Genomic DNA, 16834 nt, shown 5'->3' with positions numbered 1-16834 from the left:
TGAGGTAGTGCAGACGCTCTACGAAAAAGAGCATTCCATCCAGGCGTGAATGCCCCGCGCAGTCAATGGGTTCTGAGGGTGTGGCAGGAAAGACACACCAGGCCACAAGTTGTGTACGAACATTGCGTCGGCGCGGTCGGCAGTCTACACTGGACTTCTCGTCAGGAAGTTGGCGGCGAGGAGCGATTCCTCAGAGGTGTACTGTAGATGCAGCCCCAATCGCTCAAAATCTCTTTGCTGGCGTTGGCGCTCTCTGCTTTCGCCGTTCCTGACGCCCAAGCCCAGGATGCGGGCGTGTCGAGCGCGCCCTCCAGCGGTCTGTCGGCTCCCGGCGCCGGCCCTGCGGATGTGGGACTTCAAGTATACGGCGGCACTAAACCAGGCGCCAACCAAGGTCTCGTCCTCGCGGGCTGGTTGCTCTATCCCTCCATCTTCCTCGGCTACACCTTTAACGACAACGTCTACGCGACCAAGAATTACCGCGTGGCCGCTTCGGGCGTCCAGCTCTCGCCGTCTCTCCAAGGCGGGTTGGACAACGGCCTGTGGAGAACGAACATCTCCTTCCAGGCGTCGGCCATCTACTATCCGGGATTGGGCGGGCAGACCCGCAACAGCTACGGCACGGGGACGTCGGTGCAGGACGCCGGGCCGAGCAACGTCACCGGTCACGCGAGCGTGTCTGAAACCTGGCTGCCGCTGGCTGACTGGTCGGTCATGGCTACCGGCAACTTCATTCGCACCCAGGGCTTTTTCGGCCCTAGCTCCGCCACCAACGGATTTGGGCTAAGCACGCCCGGCGTGACCGCATCCGCCTTCAACCCGTCCTACATCCCCTCGATCGGCACGTTCTCGCCGCAGCAGCAATACACGAACATGTATGGCGGCCAGCTCAGCGTCCAGAAGACGATCAACGAGCGCACCTCTTTGAGCGGGTCGATCTTTGCGCAGGGCGTTTCCTATGACAGCACCCCTTCGATCACGCAGCTCGTGAGCGGGGTTCCTACGAGTGTCTCCAGCAGCTCCTCTCCTGGCGGCATGAGTTATGGCGCGTCGATGCGCGGAAGCTTTTATGCGACGCCGCAGGTTTACGTCTACGTCCAACCCACCTATAGCCTCCAGCGCTACAATGTATACTACGACAATGCGAACGGCTACTCGGCGAACGTCGGCCTCGGGTCCAAACTGATCGGTTTCTTTTCAGGCGAGATCTACGGTGGCTGGCAGTCGCAGTCGAGCGTCTACGGCTACTTCCCCACTCGATCCGCGCCATCCTTTGGCGCGCACATCAGCTATGTCCCGACGCCGTTGCTGACTCTTACGGTGGGTTTCAGCCAGGTCCTCGGCGCGGCTCAGTCTATCGGGGCGGGAAGCGTTCCGGCCTCGCCCACGGCAAACGCCAACGCCGGCTTGACGCAGCAGGTCTATTTTACGACGAACTACGGGCTGAACAGCTACACGAGTCTGAACCTGCGCGCCGGCTGGGGCCAAACGCGATACAATGGGGCGTCGAGCTACTCGAGCTATACGGGACAGAGCTTCGCCGCGTCCAGCGCCGGAGGGCTGGCTTATGCGAGCTCCGGCTACACAAACCAAATTTGGTCCATCGGCGGGGGCCTCTCCTATAACTTCTGGCGCAACTCCACGATCAATTTGGGGTACACCTTCCAAGATAGCAGCGGGGGCAACCCTTCTGCGCTCTTGCTCGCGAGCCCGAACCTGCGGCTTGGCTACACGCAAAGCGTGTTCTCGGCGGGAATTCGCTACTCTTACTGATCTCGCCGCCGTACCGCGCAAACGCGTCAATAGAAAACGAGTCGCCAGGACGAATTATGAGCGCTCATAAGCTTTCGGTCCGCGTCTATTACGAAGACACGGATTTTTCCGGACTCGTCTATCACGCCTCCTATCTCCGCTTCATGGAGCGCGGCCGCACGGAGATGCTGCGCGATCTTGGGCTCATGCAGCGGGATCTGGCGCTGTCCGACGCGGCCAACGCCCTATTTTTCGTGGTCCGCAGGATGGAGATCGATTTCCGCCAGCCTGCGCATATGGACGATTTGCTCTCGATCGAGACGAGGCTCGAGGCGATCGGCGGCGCTTCCCTGACGATGTGTCAGGCAGTTCGGCGCGGAGACGCGCTGCTCGCGGGCGCCCGCGTGACGGTTGCGCTGGTCTCCGGCGGCCGGCCGCAACGGCTGCCAGCCCCGGTGCGTGAAAAATTCGAGCGTCTTCTGATCGGCTGACAGAGCCAGAGCCGTTTGGGGCTGCTTTTGCGGCGAAGCTCCGGCTCCCTGCCGCGCTGCAAAAAAGCCCAAGAATCGGCGAAATTGTCGGGCATAGGCTTTTTAGAAAGATCATCGGCGGCAAGAAGCCGTGCGAGGCGACGGGATTTGGCCGGAAACGGGCGCTTCCGCCGCGCGGCGCTCTCGTCAGAAGTCCTGAGCCGGCGCGCCGCCGGCCAAAGCGCAGACGCTAGGAAAGTCGAATGAACGCAGCCGAAGTCGCCGCCAGCACCCTCGCGGCTCCCGTCGCCGAGATCACGATCTGGAGCATGTTCTGGGGCGCGCATATCGTCGTCAAATGCGTCATCCTTGGCCTGCTCTGCGCCTCGATCTGGAGCGTGATGGTCATCATCGACAAGAGCCTTCTGATTCGGCGCACCCGCCGCACGATGGATCTCTTCGACGAGGCTTTCTGGTCCGGCAATTCGCTCGAAGAGCTCTACAACAAGGTTTCCGAGCGGCCGACGAACGGCACCGCCTCGCTGTTCGTTGCGGCGATGCGCGAATGGAAGCGCTCTCTACAAAGTCCCAACGCCTCGTTCATGGGGCTTCATTCGCGCATCGACAAAGTGCTCGACGTCTCGATCGGCCGTGAGATCGAGAAGCTCGAATCCTCGCTGCTCGTGCTTGCGACGGTCGCCTCAGCCAGTCCCTTCGTCGGCCTTTTCGGCACGGTTTGGGGCATCATGACCGCCTTCCGCTCGATTGCCGCCTCCAAGAACACCTCGCTCGCCGTCGTGGCTCCCGGCATCGCGGAGGCCCTGTTTGCGACGGCGGTCGGGCTCGTCGCCGCCATTCCGGCGTTGATTTTCTACAATAAGCTCCAGGGCGACGTGTCGAAAGCGCAGGGGCGTCTCGAGACCTTCGCCGACGAGTTCTCCGCCATTCTGTCGCGACAGATCGACCAGACGGCCGGTGGCCGCGACCGGGCGGCTTAAGGGGGACAAAATATGGGCGCTTCCATCCAGGTAGCAGCGCGGGGCGGAGGAAGACGCGGGCGCCGTCGCGGCGGTCGCCGCGCGCCGATGGCCGACATCAACATGACGCCGTTCATCGACGTGATGCTCGTGCTCTTGATCATCTTCATGGTCGCCGCGCCGCTGCTCGCGACGGGCGTCGCCGTCGATCTGCCGCAGACCAAGGCGGGCCAGCTCAATATCGATCAGAAGCCGGTCGCGATCGCGATCGACGACAAGGGCGACATCTTCCTGATGGATCAGCCCGTCGAGATCGGCCAGCTCGTCGACCGGCTCAAGGACGTCGCCAAGCAAGGCTTCGACGAGCGCATCTATGTGCGCGGCTCGAAAGCCGTGAATTACGGACGTGTCGCAGAAGTCATGTCGCTCGTCACCACCGCCGGCTATCGCAAGGTGGCGCTCGTGACCGAGCAAGAACACAAATAAGGTCGCGCCTCGCCATGTTCTCTGGGTTTTCGCGCTCCGAGCCAGGTCTGCCGATTTCCGCGGCGCTCCACGTGGGGCTGCTCGCGGCGCTGCTCATCAGCTTTTCGCGCGCGCCGAAGTTCGAGGACGCGCTCGAGACGATCTCGATCGACGTCGTGAGCGACTCGCAGATCAATGAGGTCAGCAAGGGTGAGAAATCCGCCAAGCGAGGTCCGCCGGCGGTACGCGCAGAAAAGGCGCAAAAGACAGAGACGCGTCCAGAGCCGCCGTCCCGCGAAGCCAAGCGCGATGTTCCTGCGCCGCCGCCGCAGGCCAAACCCAATGGTGAGCCAAACCCCGACGAAGCGCCGCAAAAGGCCGCGCAGGCGGCGCCGCCGCTGCCGCCCTCGCGGCCGAAGGTCGCTCAGCCGCAGGCCGACGCGAAGGAGCCCGACGACGCCGAGGTGGTCAAGCCCAAACCGCCGGTCCGCCCGAAGATAGAGACGGCCAAGGCGGACACGCCGGCGCCCGAGAAGCCGAAGGAAAAGCCGCGCCTCAAGGTCGACGACATCTCGAAGATCCTCGATCAAAAGGCCAAGGATAGCGCCGCGCCCAAGCCGAAATCGGGCGACGAAAACGCGCCGAAATCGAAGTTCAACGCGGCGACCATCTCCAATCTCTTGAGCCATGAGGCGCCGCAGCAGCGCGGTTCGACCGCCAATGAGCGCGTGCAACTCGCCGCGCTCGGCGCGCCGACCGCGACCGGTCAGCATTTGACGCCCTCCATGGAGGCGCGCATCGGCCAATACATCAAGGACCATTACCAGCCCTGCTGGAAATCCGGTCTTTCGCTCGGCCAATCCACCTTCGCGCCGGTTGTGCGCTTCCATCTGACCCGCGAGGGCGACCTCGAAGGAGCGCCGCTGATCCTCAACCATGCGCCCGGCTCGGTGGAGCAGGCGCGCAGCGCGCAGGCGGTGCAGGCCGTGCGGCGCTGTAGCCCGATGAAAATCCCTGCGGAATTCCTGCCCTATTACGAGCAGGTTCTGCATGAGGTGGACATCAGGTTTAGCGACTTGGATTGAGCCCCTCGCCACGGCTATGGCATGCGCCAATCTCGAAGGTTTCCAACCACGTCATGGCCGGGCTTGTCCCGGCCACCCACGCCGGTCAGCTGCGGCATCGTTGGAAAGCGCCGGACATGCGGCCTCCGGGGTCTCGCGCGCGCGCAATTTTTGAAAGCGAAGGACAGCGGCAACTTCGCGCGAAATTTCGCAGAAGACTTCATCGTCTCGGCGTGGATGGCCGGGACAAGCCCGGCCATGACGACCTACTCGACCCGATGCTGTCCCCCCATCGTCCAAGGAAAGAACCAATGAGCACGACCCGCCGCAGCGCTCTAAAACTCATAGCCGCGGCTGCTGCTGCGCCCATCCTGCCTGCCGAGGCTGGCCGGCTCATCGAGCTCAAGGGCGGCGCCTTCCAGCCGATCAACGTCGCCGTCGCGCCCTTCGCCGGCGACGAGAATGCGCGTCTCGCCACGAGCGTCATCGTCAACAACTTCAAGCGCTCGGTGTTCCTCAATCCGATCGATTCCTCGAGCCTCGGCCCCAACGCCGCTCCGCCGGACGCCATCCCCAATCTCGAGGCCTTTCGCGCGCTCAACGCCCAATTCGTCGTGTCCGGCCGCGCGCAGCATGGGCAAATCGCCTTCCGCCTCTTCGACGCGACGACGGGTCAGCAGGCGGCTGGCCAGCAGTTCACGGCCGATGCGGGAAGCGCGCGTCGCCTCGCGCATTTGGTGTCGGACGCAATCTTCACGCGCATCACCGGCGAGAAGGGTTTTTTCGATTCGCGCGTCGTCTTCGTCGACGAGAGCGGGCCGAAGAACCAGCGTCGCAAGCGTCTCGCGATCATGGATCAGGACGGCGCCAATCTGCATTATCTGACGCGCGGCGACGAGCTCGTCGTCACGCCGCGCTTTTCGCCCTCGACGCAGGACGTCACCTACATGGCCATGGCCGGAGAGGGCGATCCGAAGGTCTTTCTGCTCAATGTCGAGAGCGGCGAGCGCGAGCCGCTCGGCGATTTCCCAGGCATGGCCTTCGCGCCGCGCTTCTCTCCCGATGGAAGCAGGGTCGTGATGTCGCTCTCGGAAGGCTCGGAGACGAATCTCTATTCGCTGGATTTGAGCTCGCGCCGCACGACGCGCCTGACGGACACCTCGGCGATCGACACCTCGCCCTGCTACTCGCCCGACGGCGGCAAGATCGTGTTCGAGAGCGACCGCGGCGGCTCGCAGCAGATCTATATGATGAACGCCCATGGCGGCGATGCGAAGCGCATCTCCTTCGGCGGCGGACGCTATTCGACCCCGGTCTGGTCGCCCAAAGGCGATTACATCGCCTTCACGAAGCAGGGCAGCGGCAATTTCGCGATCGGCGTGATGAAGACGGACGGCTCCGGCGAGCGCATCCTGACCGAAGGCTTCCACAACGAAGGGCCGACCTGGGCGCCCAACGGCCTCTTCCTGATGTTCTTTCGCGACTCCGGCGGGGGAGGGGGGCCGAAGATCTACATGGTCGACGTTTTTGGGCGCTCCGAGACGCAAGTCCCGACGCCGGGCTTCGCTTCCGATCCTGCATGGGGGCCGCTGCAGGGGTGAGGGAGCAGGCTCTAAAGTCCAGTCCCGCTCTGCTCAAAGCGAATTCTTATCGAAGAGCCTGGCTGCAAGAGACCGTCTTCATTGCTCGCCCTGAGGACGACGCTCATCTCGTCGGCGCCTCCGGCGGCCGGCTCCTGCGACATCTGCGTGAGCTTGCCGTGAAATAGCTGTCCGGGGATGTCGTCGACGCGAAAAGCGATGGCGTCGCCGAGTCTGTGTGTCGCTGCAAAAGCCGCATCGACCTGCGCTTCGATTTTGACGACGCCAATGTCGCTCGCGACGAGGAAAGATGGTTCTCCGGCTCTTACCATTTTTCCAACATCCACGGCGCGACCGACGATGGTTCCATCGATCGGCGAGACGAGCTCTGCAGTTTTCAGAGTTGCTTTTGTTGCGTTGATCGCCGCTTCCGCAGTCGTCATAGCGGCGTCCTCGCTTAAGGCGCGCGCTTGCGCCCGTTCGTAAGCTCTGCGCGCGGCGCTGAGCGCTTTTTGCTTCCGCGCTCCGCCACGCGCCATTCTGTCGGCAGCGGCTTTCGCTTGACCTGCTTCGGCCCTGGCCCTCTCGGCCTCGGCGATCCTTTGGCGCAACGCCAATTCCTGTCGCGCAAGCTCGTCTTGAAGGCCGCGAGCTTCGATCCTGGCGCAAGGCTGGCCTGCCCGCACGGCTTCTCCCCTCTTGCAGTAGACAGCTCCGATGACGCCCGATGTCTCGGCGGTGATGGGGGTCGTTTCTCTGGCGTGGATTGTCGCGACGACGGCGGACGAGCTTTCCTCCCTTGACTGGAGCGGGAGGCGCCCATGACGCCAGCCCCAAAAGGCGCCGCCGCCCGCAATGACCGCCAATGCGATGAGCGCGCCCGCCATGACGGCCGAGCGGCGCTTAACACGAGGCGCGGCGAGCGCTCGCTCGAAAGCCGAGGGCGCGCGCGTTCCGCCAAGCTTCGCGCCGGCTCGCGGCAGGCCCGGAGCGCTGGCGAATTGCGCCGCCGCGTGCTCGTAAATGTCCTCCTCCTGCGCATTATGGATGTGGACAAGCGATACGATCGATTCCACGATGTGCTGCGCGTCGCGAATAAGATAGGTCTCGAGGTCCTGAAGCCTCAGGCCCTGCGTGAGTCGCGCGAGAAGCCGCGCCTGGTGCAGGATCTCGCGATGGGCTCGGCTCATGGCGCTGAGGCCGTGCGTGTCCTTGAGGAAACCCGAAACCCGCGGATAAACCGTCTCCTCGTCCTCGCGCTCGTGCTTGACGATCTGCGTCGCGACAATCTCATCGGCCTCCGAAATAAGCGCCGTCGCAGCCTGTGCTTTGCAAATGTCCAGCGCGTCGACGATTTCTTGCAGTCGCGCCAGGCTCTTTTCGAGTCTCTCATGCTCTTCGCGAAGGACATTCGCCGCGGATTCCGACATGGTTGGAGCGTCAAAGGCGCGGATCGGGCTCAGCGCCCGCAAGGCGTTGAGAATGACGGCGACGTCGATCGCTTCCTGGATCAAGGCCCCGGCGACGGGCGTCACATAGCCGAAGGCCGCCGCCACCATGGTCAGGCCGGACATTGTCATGCCGGCGACGATGCTTTGCAGGGCGATGGCGCGTGTGCGCTTGCCGATCGCGACCGCTTCGGCGACGCGATCGAGCCGATCGACGAGAAGCACCGCGTCCGCCGCTTCCGAAGAAGCGCTGGCGCCGCGCGCGCCCATGGCCATGCCGACATTTGCGGCGGCCAGCGCGGGAGCGTCATTGATGCCGTCGCCCACCATCAGCGTGAGGGCCATGCGCCGTTCCGCGACAACGGCGTCGACCTTGTCGGAGGGAACGCGTTCGGAGAGCACGGCGTCGAGATCGAGAGCGGCGCCGATTGTTTCGGCCGGCTCCGCGCGGTCGCCCGTGACCATGACAATTCTTTCGACTCCGACGCTTCGCAGGCCGCGTATGGCTCGCGGCGTCTCTCGCCGAAGCTCATCGGCAAAGAGCAGAACGGCGATCATCTTCCCGTCGGCGGCGACAAAGACGGTCAGCGCTGAACGCCAAGAAGCGCGCTGCGCCGCCCGTCGCGCCCATTCTTCCATCCGCTCATCGCTGCGGACGAGACTGAGCGCGCCGACGGCGATCCGCCTTCCCTCGACCAGGCCCGTCAGCCCAGTTCCCAAGACCTCCCGAACGTCTTCGGGCGCGCTGAGCGCAAGGTCCTTGCCGCGGGCCGTCGAAACGATCGTCGCCGCGAGCACATGGTGCGAGGCTTGCTCCAATGACGCGGCCAGACGCAACGCCTCGTCGGGCGAAACTCCTGGAGCCGTTTCGATCGAGACGAGGCGAGCTCCGCCGACCGTCAATGTCCCCGTCTTGTCGAAGAGCACAGTGTGGACGCGCGCCAGGATCTCGAGCGGCCCGCCGCCCTTGATCAATATCCCGCGCCGGGCGGCGAGCGAGGTCCCGCCGATGAAGGCGGCAGGCGCGGCGAGGATCAAGGGGCAAGGCGTCGCCGCCACGAGGACGGCGAGCGCCCTAATCGGGTCCTGCGAAAACCACCAGGCGGCCGCGGCGAGGGCAAGCGTGATTGGCAGGAGCATCAGGGCGTAACGGTCAGCCATGCGCATGAATGGCGCCTTCGCGGCTTGGGCCGCGGAGACCATCCTGACAATGCCCGCATAGGTGCTCTCCCCAGCGGTGGCGCTTGCGCGCATCTCGAAGGCTTCGCCGGCGTTGATCGTCCCGCTGCTCGCGGCCTCGCCAGTGAATCTCGTCACCGGAATGGGCTCACCGGTGAGCGCCGCCTCGTCGAGCAAGGCTCCCGGGCTCGTAATCAAGCCGTCGATCGGGACGATCTCACCGGCGCGCACCAGGATCGCGTCGCCGACAGCGATTGCCTCTATTGGCGCGTCTTCGATGGCGTCGCCGTTCTTCCTGTGAGCCAGACGCGGCGCTCGATCGATGAGCGCTTTCAGATCCCGCTCCGCGCGGCCGACCGCAAAGTCCTCGAGCAGATTGCCGCCCGCATACATGATCGCGATGATGACGCCTGCCAGGCTCTCCCCGAGAGCCAAGGCGCCGGCCATGGAAAGGAACGCGATGGCGTCGACGCCCATGCGCCCGGCCGAAAGGTCGCGAAGGATTGAGATCGCCAAGCTGGCCAGAACCGGGGCTGCACCCAGTCCCCAGGCCCATTGCGCCAACTCCGGCAGGCTCGAAAATTTTGCGGTCAGGCCCGCGCAGAGCCCGGTGACCGTGATGACCAGCAGCACGCGCTTCAGGATACGTCCGTCCATCTGCAGTCCGTTTGTCGCTCGAGGAAGCTAGCGGAAAGGAGTCGCGTTGGTGGCGGCAATGCTTGTGATACTCCCGTCGCGCTTTAGAACGCCACTCGCCTCGATCGATATCGGAAGCGTTCGTCAATCAAAAATGACAAAAAGCCGATCCGACGGTTTAGATCGGATCGGCAAGGTCGCGGGGAGGAGAATTTTCGTCGGTGCGCTGATATATCCCGCCGCTGTCCATTCGCTGTCCGAAGTTGCAATCCGCTCACTCTGGGCTCGCGAAGTGTTTTCAGTCAGTCTCGACGGCGTTTTGACAGCTGGCGCGCGCATTATGAGCTTGTCGGCTCGACCGACTCCATCAAGGGAGACTCCCATGCGCAGGATCGTTCGCAATCTCGCTGCTCTCGTGGTCTTGGCCGCGCCAGCCTTGGCCCAGGCAGGCCCGTCTTGCACGAACCAGCCTCGCGAGAATTGGATCACGGAAGATGCCATGAAGGCCAAGCTCCCGGCGCTTGGCTATGACAAGATCAAGACTTTCAAGGTCACCGGAAGCTGCTATGAAATCTATGGCTACACCAAGGACGGGCAAAAGGCCGAGGTCTATTTCAACCCCGTCTCCGGCGATATCGTGAAATCCTACATAGGCGGCTAGCATGAGCCGGGCGTCTCTCCCGCGCGAGGCCCGAGAGGAGTCACGCGCGGAAATCCGCGTCTGGGATCCCGTCGTGCGGATATTCCACTGGACGGTCGCCGTGGGCTGCTTCGTGGACCTTTTCATCCTGGAGGACGGCAAAGGCGCGCATCGCGCGATCGGCTATATTGTCGCCTTCGCGCTTGTCGCGCGCCTGCTATGGGGATTTATCGGGTCAAAGCACGCGCGCTTTGCCGATTTCGTGCCGACGCCGACAAAGCTCGGCCATTACCTCCAAGCGGTCATGCGAAAGGAAGAGCCAAGATACATCGGCCATAATCCCGCCGGCGCCGTCGTGATGTTGACGCTGATGGGCCTTCTCGCCGCCGTGTCGGTAACGGGTTGGATGCTCACGCTCGACGCCAATTTTGGCAGCAAAGCGCTCGAGGAGTTGCATGAAGGGATCGCTAATCTCATACTTGCCCTTGCGGGGTTGCACGCCGTGGCCGCAATTTACGAGGGCCGGCGACACAATGAAAATCTCGTCTGGGCGATGGTGACGGGCCGCAAGCGCGCATGAGGCTGCTTCTGGTCGAAGATTCGGCGCGGCTTAGAGAGCTTCTCGCCGAAGCTATTCACGGAGCGGGTTGGCGCGTCGACGCCGTCGCCACCGCCGAAGGCGCAAGAGCGGCGATCGCGGTGGCCGCCTATGATTTGCTGCTCGTGGACCTTGGCCTGCCGGATGGCGACGGGCTCGATCTCGTCCGCGGGTTGCGCAAGAGCAGCGTCAAAACGCCCATCCTGGTCTTGACGGCGCGCTCGACGATCGAAGAGCGCATATCGGGACTCGACGCGGGCGCGGACGACTATCTGATAAAGCCTTTCAATCATGGTGAGTTTCTCGCAAGGTGCCGTGCTCTGCTGAGGCGCGCTCCGGATGTGAAGCCGCCCGTTCTGTCCGTCGCGCGGCTCTCTCTCGATGTTGCGAGCGGTCTGGCGAGCAGTTCCAGCGTCGATCTCGGGCTTGCGCCTCGCGAACGAACCCTGCTCGAAATTCTCATGCGCGAAGCCGGCTGCGTCGTTTCGAAGCGAAAGCTGGAACATGCGCTTTCGGAATTCGGAGACGAGCTTTCGAGCAACGCTGTCGAGCTTGCCGTCTCGCGCCTGAGAAAGAAGCTCGAGCCTCATGACAGCGGCGTCGCATTGGAGACCATTCGGGGCATCGGCTATTCGCTTCGTGAGATCGAGCCGTGATCAAAGCCCCGCCCTCGCTCGGCGCGATCGTCACTCGGAGGATCGTTTTTTTCGCGGCGCTCGCCATGGTTGGTCAGCTCGTCGCCGTCGTCCTTTTCACTTGGTCCGACGACATGCAGCTTGGCCACATGGCGATCGAGCAGGAAAGCTTTGCGCTTGCGAAGGGACTGACGCGCGACGCCGGAGGCAGCGTCTCCTACGCCCTTCCCGAGGATTTACGAGGGCGATACCAGCAAGGACGACGAGATTACTTCGCCCGGATTCGCAGCAGAAGCGGCGTCGTTCTTTTCTCGAATTGCGACGTCGAATGCGCCGAAAGATTTCTTCCTCTCAACATCGACCCGCCGAACTTCTGGGTGAGGCAACTGGCCCCCGGGAAGCCTCTGAAGGTTGCGGGGGGCCTCTTGGTCGGCGGCGTCGAACCCATCCTCGTTGAGGTCGCGATCCTGGGCGATGAGGATCATGTGGTTAACGCCGTTTTGATCCATGAGATCAAAGACCACATGGCGGCCCCGATGTCGCTTTTGCTTCTTGTCGTTCTTGCGGCCACCCTGTTTTCTATTCGGCGCGCGCTGAAGCCGGTCGCGCAAACTGCGGCTCAAATTCCAAACATCAACCCGCTCAAGAAGGAGACACGGCTGGCCACGGAGAGGCTGCCGTTAGAGGTCGCAATGTTCACCTCTGCCGTCAACAAGGCGTGCGATCGGTTGGGAGACCTCATGCGTGCGCAGAGAGATTTTACCTCCGCCATTTCACATGAGGTGCGCACGCCGCTCGCCGTCGCACGTCTCGAACTCGAGAAAATCCGGGATCCCAGAGCCCGGAAAGTCGAAGCGGATCTTGAAACGCTCAATCAACTTGTCGAACAGTTGACGACCCTAGCGCGACTAGACGGCGCTGATTGCATCCCGACCCAAAAAATCGATCTCCGGCAATTGGGTGAGGAAGTTGTCAGCGCAATGGCGCCACTGGTTTACGCCTCGGGCAAGTCCATTGAGCTCATCGAGAGGGGAAGCTCGGAATTCAGTGGCTATCCGAGCCTGATCGAAAATGCGATGCGCAATCTGATCGACAACGCGTTGAGACATTCGGGGCCGCAGGCGCATATCTTGGTGGAGGTTGGTCCGGGGCCGGCCTTTCGCGTTTCCGACAACGGCCGGCAGGCCGTCGCCATCGAAACTGGACCCGCCCCTCATTCGCCCCCACGCATCGGGCTCGGGCTCAAGATCGTCGGACGGATCGCCGAAATTCACGGGGGCCGCCTGGATATTGCAAGACCGCCGGCAGGCGGCATGGTGGCTGAAGTTTCCTTTCCCGCCTGAAACTGCGGTTCGGCGATTGCGCCGCACGCGATGGCCTCGAAGGGGGGTGCTTGGCGCCGCAACCCTTGATTTACAGGACGTTAATCCTTTCTTAACTACGTTATCGTTAATAATTTGTTCGTCGTTTGAGCGAGGTCGCCGTGACTGAATCCACTCCCCGCAGTATTCGCTTCCGCGGACGCTCGTTCGACGCGCTCACGCTTGAACCTGACGCGCCGATCGAAGACTGGATCGAGCGGCTCGATGTTTACATCGCGCAATTCCCATTCTTCTTCGCGCGCAAATCGATCGTGATCGACGTGTCCAATCTCCAAATCGACCGCCGGGGAGCTGTTCAATTCGTGAACAGCCTCACAGGGCGCGGCATTCGCATCATGGGTCTCGCGGGCGCGGATCCTGCGTGGACCAGTGAAGATCTTCCGCCGCTCCTGCGCTGGTCGCGCAGCGGCGCGAAGGAAAACCAAATCCAAGTTGATGGCGCCACAGAAGCTGGCGGCGCGGCGAACGGGCTGAACGCCCAGGAGCAGGCGGCGTTCAAGGAAATCGCAGCTGCGCTAGCGATGGACGGACTTGCTGCGCCCGCCGCGCCGAGCGTGTCTCGCTCGCGGCCCGAAACTGTCGCTCCGCTCGTCATCACGTCTCCCGTCCGGTCGGGGCAGACGATTCAATATTTCGACGGCGACGTGACCATCGTCGGCTCCGTGGCTTCGGGAGCGGACATTATCGCCGGCGGCTCCATTCACGTTTACGGGGCGTTGCGTGGGCGCGCCTTTGCAGGCGCAGGCGGCGAGGCGACGGCGCGCATTTTTTGCCGTCGCCTGGAGGCTGAGCTCCTGGCGGTCACCGGGGTTTTTATGACGGCCGACGAGATCAAAGCGAGTGTGCGTGGTCAGGCCGTGCAGGCGTGGCTCGAACAGGATAGCGTCAAAATCGCTCGGCTCGACTGACAGAGGACGAGGAACATGTCGAAAATAATCGTAGTCACATCCGGCAAGGGCGGGGTCGGAAAGACCACCTCAACCGCCGCCCTTGGCGCTGCTCTGGCTCTAGAGGGCCATAAGGTCGCCGTCGTGGACTTCGATGTCGGCTTACGCAATCTCGATCTCATCATGGGCGCCGAAAGACGCGTCGTCTTTGACTTGATCAATGTTGCTCAAGGCGACGCGAAGCTGAACCAGGCGCTCATTCGGGACAAGCGCCTCCCCAACCTCTCCCTGCTGCCGGCGTCGCAGACGCGCGACAAAGACGCGTTGACGGAGGAAGGCGTTGCGCGCGTCATCGAGGAATTGCGGAGCCTTTTCGACTTCGTGATCTGCGACAGTCCTGCAGGCATTGAGCGCGGGGCGACGCTGGCCATGCGCTTTGCGGATGCGGCGGTCGTCGTCGCAAACCCGGAAGTTTCATCGGTGCGCGATTCGGATCGCATTATCGGTCTCCTCGACGCGAAGACCTTCCAGGCGGAGAAGGGCGGCCGGATGGAAAAGCATCTTCTCTTGACGCGATACGACGCGGGACGCGTCGCGCGCGGCGAGATGTTGAGCATCGAAGACGTGCTGGAAATTCTCTCGATTCCCTTGCTCGGGATTGTCCCCGACAATGAGGAGGTGTTGCGCGCCTCGAACCTCGGATCTCCCATTGTCTTGCATAACGCCGCCTGCGCCGCGGCGCGCGCCTACATCGACGCAGCCCAACGTCTCTGCGGCGCCAATGTGCCGATGAGCATTCCGTCGAACCAAGTGGGCCTGTTCCGCAAAATCTTCGGTCGGAGGGCGGCATGAACCTGTTCGGACTTCTCAATCGGCGCGCGACCGCGCCGGTGGCGCGGGAACGGCTGCAAATCCTCTTGGCGCATGAGCGAAAATCCGCCTATCAGGCCGATCTCATCGCGATTCTTCAAAAGGAAGTCCTGATCGCCGTCGCGAAACATATTCCGGTCGATCCGGAAAGAGTCGATGTCTCGATGCATCAGCGCGACATGACATCCGTGCTCAAGATCGACATTGCGATAGAGCCGAGCGCCGTCGACGACAAGTTCCGCGAACGGGCTGCGCTCGCCGCGCAGTATTGACCTGGGCGGGCGTCATTTCGCGAGGAAGGCGCTGATCTCCGCTGCGATCTCGGCGGCGTGCGTCTCCAGCGCGAAATGCCCGGTGTCATAGAAGCGGACAACGGCTCGAGGAATGTCGCGCTTGAACGCCTCGGCGCCCGCCGGCAAAAAGAACGGATCGTTCTTGCCCCACACGGCCAGGAGCGGCGGCGTGTGGGCGCGAAAATACGCCTGAAAAATCGGATAGAGTCGGACGTTGTTCTTGTAATCCCCGAAGAGATCGAGCTGCATTTCGTGCGCGCCTGACCGCGTCAGATAGTAATTGTCGAGCGAGTAGCCGTCGGGAGAGACGGCGCTGGGATCGGGGACGCCCTGCGTATATTGCCAAAGGGTCGTCTCGGGCGCGAGGAACGCGCGGAGCGCTTCCCGATTTGAAGGTGAAGCGTCTTCCCAATAGGCCCGGATCGGGCTCCAGCCCTCGCTCAAGCCTTCCTCATAGGCGTTGCCGTTTTGCGAGATGATCGCCGTGATGCGCTCCGGATGCGTCACAGCCAGTCGGAAGCCAGTCGGCGCGCCGTAATCGAAGACGTAGACGGCATAGCGATCGAAGCCCACGATCTCGGTAAAGCGATCGATCGTCTCCGCGATTTTCTGGAAGCTGTGGCCATTCTCCGGCAAGTCGGAGTTGCCGAACCCCGGCAGATCGGGCGCGATGAGATGGAAGCGATCGGCCAAAAGCGGGATGAGGTCGCGAAACATATGTCCCGCAGTCGGAAACCCGTGGAGCAGCAGCAGCTTTGGGCCGCCTCTCGGCCCCGCTTCACGGTAAAAGACACGGAGACCGTCGACGTCGGCGGTTTTGTAAGTGACGGCGGTCATGGCGACGCTCCCCGGGGCCTTTCCGCTAGCCCGATCCTGGGAACGGGCCACGCATTCAGTTAGGCGTCCGCGTTGGACGCGCCAGGGGCCGCGCCGGCCGCGTCGCATCAATCGCCAAGAGGCGCGGACGCTTTAGCTTGGGACAGTACCGCTCGAAATGCGCAGATCGCGCTCGGCCGTTTTATCTATCCTGCAAGGTCTCTGGTGTGCTCGCTTGCAAAAACATGCCGGAATAAATTGGCGGTCCATGCGCGCCCGGAGGCGGTGCACTCCAGATATTTGAGGCCCGGCTTTATGTATTTATATGTCGAATTCCAGAAAAATTGCGGATAACCTCGTATCAGGTCGCCGGGGTTCGAATATCCGAGCTGTTCGTTGAGGCCCGTCTCCTCGAATTCATAGAATAAGGCGACGCATTTTCGGGGATAATAAGGGTCCGCCAATTGTCCGATCAGGTCGGCCGCTCTGACGAGCCCGGCTTCCGTATCGGTTTCCGCGTGGTCGGCGTCATTGGGAATGGGAAAGCGCGTGAGCTCGACCGCGCGCGCGATCCGCTCGCCGTCTATGTAATCGACGAGCGCGGCGCGTTCTCGGATGAAGAGCTTGGATCGATCGACGTGATAAGGGGCGAGCGCCGCGTCCGATGCGTCCAGGGACAACTTTATGGTGTCGCCCGCGTCGTTGATGACGACATCTTCACGCGTATCGCCGGCGCATATGCCTCTGACATAGCCGATGTCGTGCATTAAGCAGGCGAGCAAAAAATGCGCGGCGTCGATCGAGTCGACCGCCGAGTGCAGTCGCTTTCCCTTTAGAATTTCCCAGCCGACCTGGGTGACGAGGATCGTGTGCTCGAAATTATGGTACAGGGCGTTGCTGATTCCGATGCGCTCGATCGCCATGCGTGACGCGTTTTCGATGACTTCGAGATAAGGGCCTTCGCTGTGACTGAAGGCCCTTTGGAATTCCTGCGTCAGCGACCGGGTGAACCTGTCGGCGACGAGCGCGACGACATCGAGCATGAGGACTTTCCTCCAGGCGAACAGACGGATTGGCGCCGCAGAGCCTCTTACCACAATTTGCGGTGATCTGTTCAGCCGGCGATTGTTCAACCTTGTGGA

The 16834-nt window shown here is 62.5% G+C and carries 16 protein-coding genes and 1 pseudogene; 13 read left to right on the top strand and 4 right to left on the bottom strand.

Going from position 1 to position 16834, the window contains the following annotated elements:
* Positions 1–207: 207 nt before the first annotated feature.
* The 6 genes from QMG80_RS16620 (at position 208) to tolB (ending at position 6329) form a co-directional block, all read left to right on the top strand.
* Positions 208–1773: an outer membrane beta-barrel protein gene (locus QMG80_RS16620; RefSeq protein WP_085770192.1), complete on the top strand. Its 1566-nt coding sequence runs from the start codon at positions 208–210 to the stop codon at positions 1771–1773.
* Between the two features lie 56 nt (positions 1774–1829).
* Positions 1830–2243 carry a tol-pal system-associated acyl-CoA thioesterase gene (gene ybgC / locus QMG80_RS16615; RefSeq protein WP_085770191.1) on the top strand — a complete coding sequence of 138 codons (414 nt, stop codon included), beginning with the start codon at positions 1830–1832 and terminating at the stop codon, positions 2241–2243.
* A gap of 242 nt (positions 2244–2485) precedes the next feature.
* Positions 2486–3220, top strand: coding sequence for a protein TolQ (gene tolQ / locus QMG80_RS16610; RefSeq protein WP_085770190.1), 735 nt, complete (start codon positions 2486–2488; stop codon positions 3218–3220).
* A 12-nt stretch (positions 3221–3232) separates the two neighbouring features.
* A complete protein-coding gene (locus QMG80_RS16605; RefSeq protein WP_085770189.1) occupies positions 3233–3685 on the top strand; it encodes an ExbD/TolR family protein in 453 nt (150 codons plus the stop codon).
* A gap of 14 nt (positions 3686–3699) precedes the next feature.
* Positions 3700–4749 (top strand): hypothetical protein, encoded by a 1050-nt coding sequence (locus QMG80_RS16600; protein WP_085770188.1) that lies wholly within the window; start codon positions 3700–3702, stop codon positions 4747–4749.
* Between the two features lie 290 nt (positions 4750–5039).
* Positions 5040–6329 carry a Tol-Pal system beta propeller repeat protein TolB gene (gene tolB / locus QMG80_RS16595; protein WP_102938047.1) on the top strand — a complete coding sequence of 430 codons (1290 nt, stop codon included), beginning with the start codon at positions 5040–5042 and terminating at the stop codon, positions 6327–6329.
* Positions 6330–6340: 11 nt separating this feature from the next.
* Here tolB and QMG80_RS16590 read toward each other — a convergent pair whose 3' ends face one another.
* Together QMG80_RS16590 and QMG80_RS16585 are read right to left on the bottom strand one after the other, a co-directional pair.
* Positions 6341–7291, bottom strand: a complete 951-nt coding sequence (locus QMG80_RS16590; protein ID WP_342586578.1) for an efflux RND transporter periplasmic adaptor subunit — start codon at positions 7289–7291, stop codon at positions 6341–6343.
* Positions 7292–7300: 9 nt separating this feature from the next.
* Positions 7301–9592 (bottom strand): annotated as a pseudogene (locus tag QMG80_RS16585) (heavy metal translocating P-type ATPase); the annotation flags it as partial.
* Between the two features lie 361 nt (positions 9593–9953).
* On the opposite strand from QMG80_RS16585, the gene QMG80_RS16580 reads away from it, so the two are divergent.
* The 7 genes from QMG80_RS16580 to minE all read left to right on the top strand — a co-directional run bounded on the left by QMG80_RS16580 (position 9954) and on the right by minE (position 14855).
* Positions 9954–10232, top strand: a complete 279-nt coding sequence (locus tag QMG80_RS16580) for a PepSY domain-containing protein (RefSeq protein WP_085770186.1) — start codon at positions 9954–9956, stop codon at positions 10230–10232.
* A gap of 1 nt (position 10233) precedes the next feature.
* On the top strand, positions 10234–10791 hold the full coding sequence (locus QMG80_RS16575) for a cytochrome b/b6 domain-containing protein (protein ID WP_085770185.1): 558 nt from the start codon (positions 10234–10236) through the stop codon (positions 10789–10791).
* Positions 10788–11465, top strand: coding sequence for a response regulator (locus tag QMG80_RS16570; RefSeq protein ID WP_085770184.1), 678 nt, complete (start codon positions 10788–10790; stop codon positions 11463–11465). The genes QMG80_RS16575 and QMG80_RS16570 overlap by 4 nt, the downstream gene beginning before the upstream one ends.
* Before the next feature lie 404 nt (positions 11466–11869).
* Entirely contained in the window at positions 11870–12787 is a 918-nt protein-coding gene (locus QMG80_RS16565; protein ID WP_158658563.1) for a sensor histidine kinase, read from the top strand.
* A 140-nt stretch (positions 12788–12927) separates the two neighbouring features.
* On the top strand, positions 12928–13734 hold the full coding sequence (gene minC / locus QMG80_RS16560) for a septum site-determining protein MinC (RefSeq protein ID WP_085770182.1): 807 nt from the start codon (positions 12928–12930) through the stop codon (positions 13732–13734).
* 15 nt (positions 13735–13749) lie between these two features.
* On the top strand, positions 13750–14565 hold the full coding sequence (minD, locus tag QMG80_RS16555) for a septum site-determining protein MinD (protein ID WP_085770181.1): 816 nt from the start codon (positions 13750–13752) through the stop codon (positions 14563–14565).
* Complete coding sequence (gene minE / locus QMG80_RS16550; RefSeq protein ID WP_085770180.1) at positions 14562–14855, top strand: cell division topological specificity factor MinE; 294 nt, start codon at positions 14562–14564, stop codon at positions 14853–14855. The genes minD and minE overlap by 4 nt, the downstream gene beginning before the upstream one ends.
* Before the next feature lie 12 nt (positions 14856–14867).
* On the opposite strand, the gene QMG80_RS16545 is transcribed toward minE, so the two are convergent.
* Positions 14868–15713: an alpha/beta fold hydrolase gene (locus QMG80_RS16545; RefSeq protein ID WP_085770179.1), complete on the bottom strand. Its 846-nt coding sequence runs from the start codon at positions 15711–15713 to the stop codon at positions 14868–14870.
* Positions 15714–15898: 185 nt separating this feature from the next.
* Entirely contained in the window at positions 15899–16735 is an 837-nt protein-coding gene (locus tag QMG80_RS16540) for an HD domain-containing protein (protein ID WP_085770178.1), read from the bottom strand.
* Positions 16736–16834: the final 99 nt, after the last annotated feature.

The organism is Methylocystis bryophila (genome assembly GCF_027925445.1).
Taxonomy (GTDB): Bacteria; Pseudomonadota; Alphaproteobacteria; order Rhizobiales; family Beijerinckiaceae; genus Methylocystis; species Methylocystis bryophila.
Note: the sequence above shows the minus strand (reverse complement) of the source record. Positions and strands in the feature narration are given on the sequence as shown.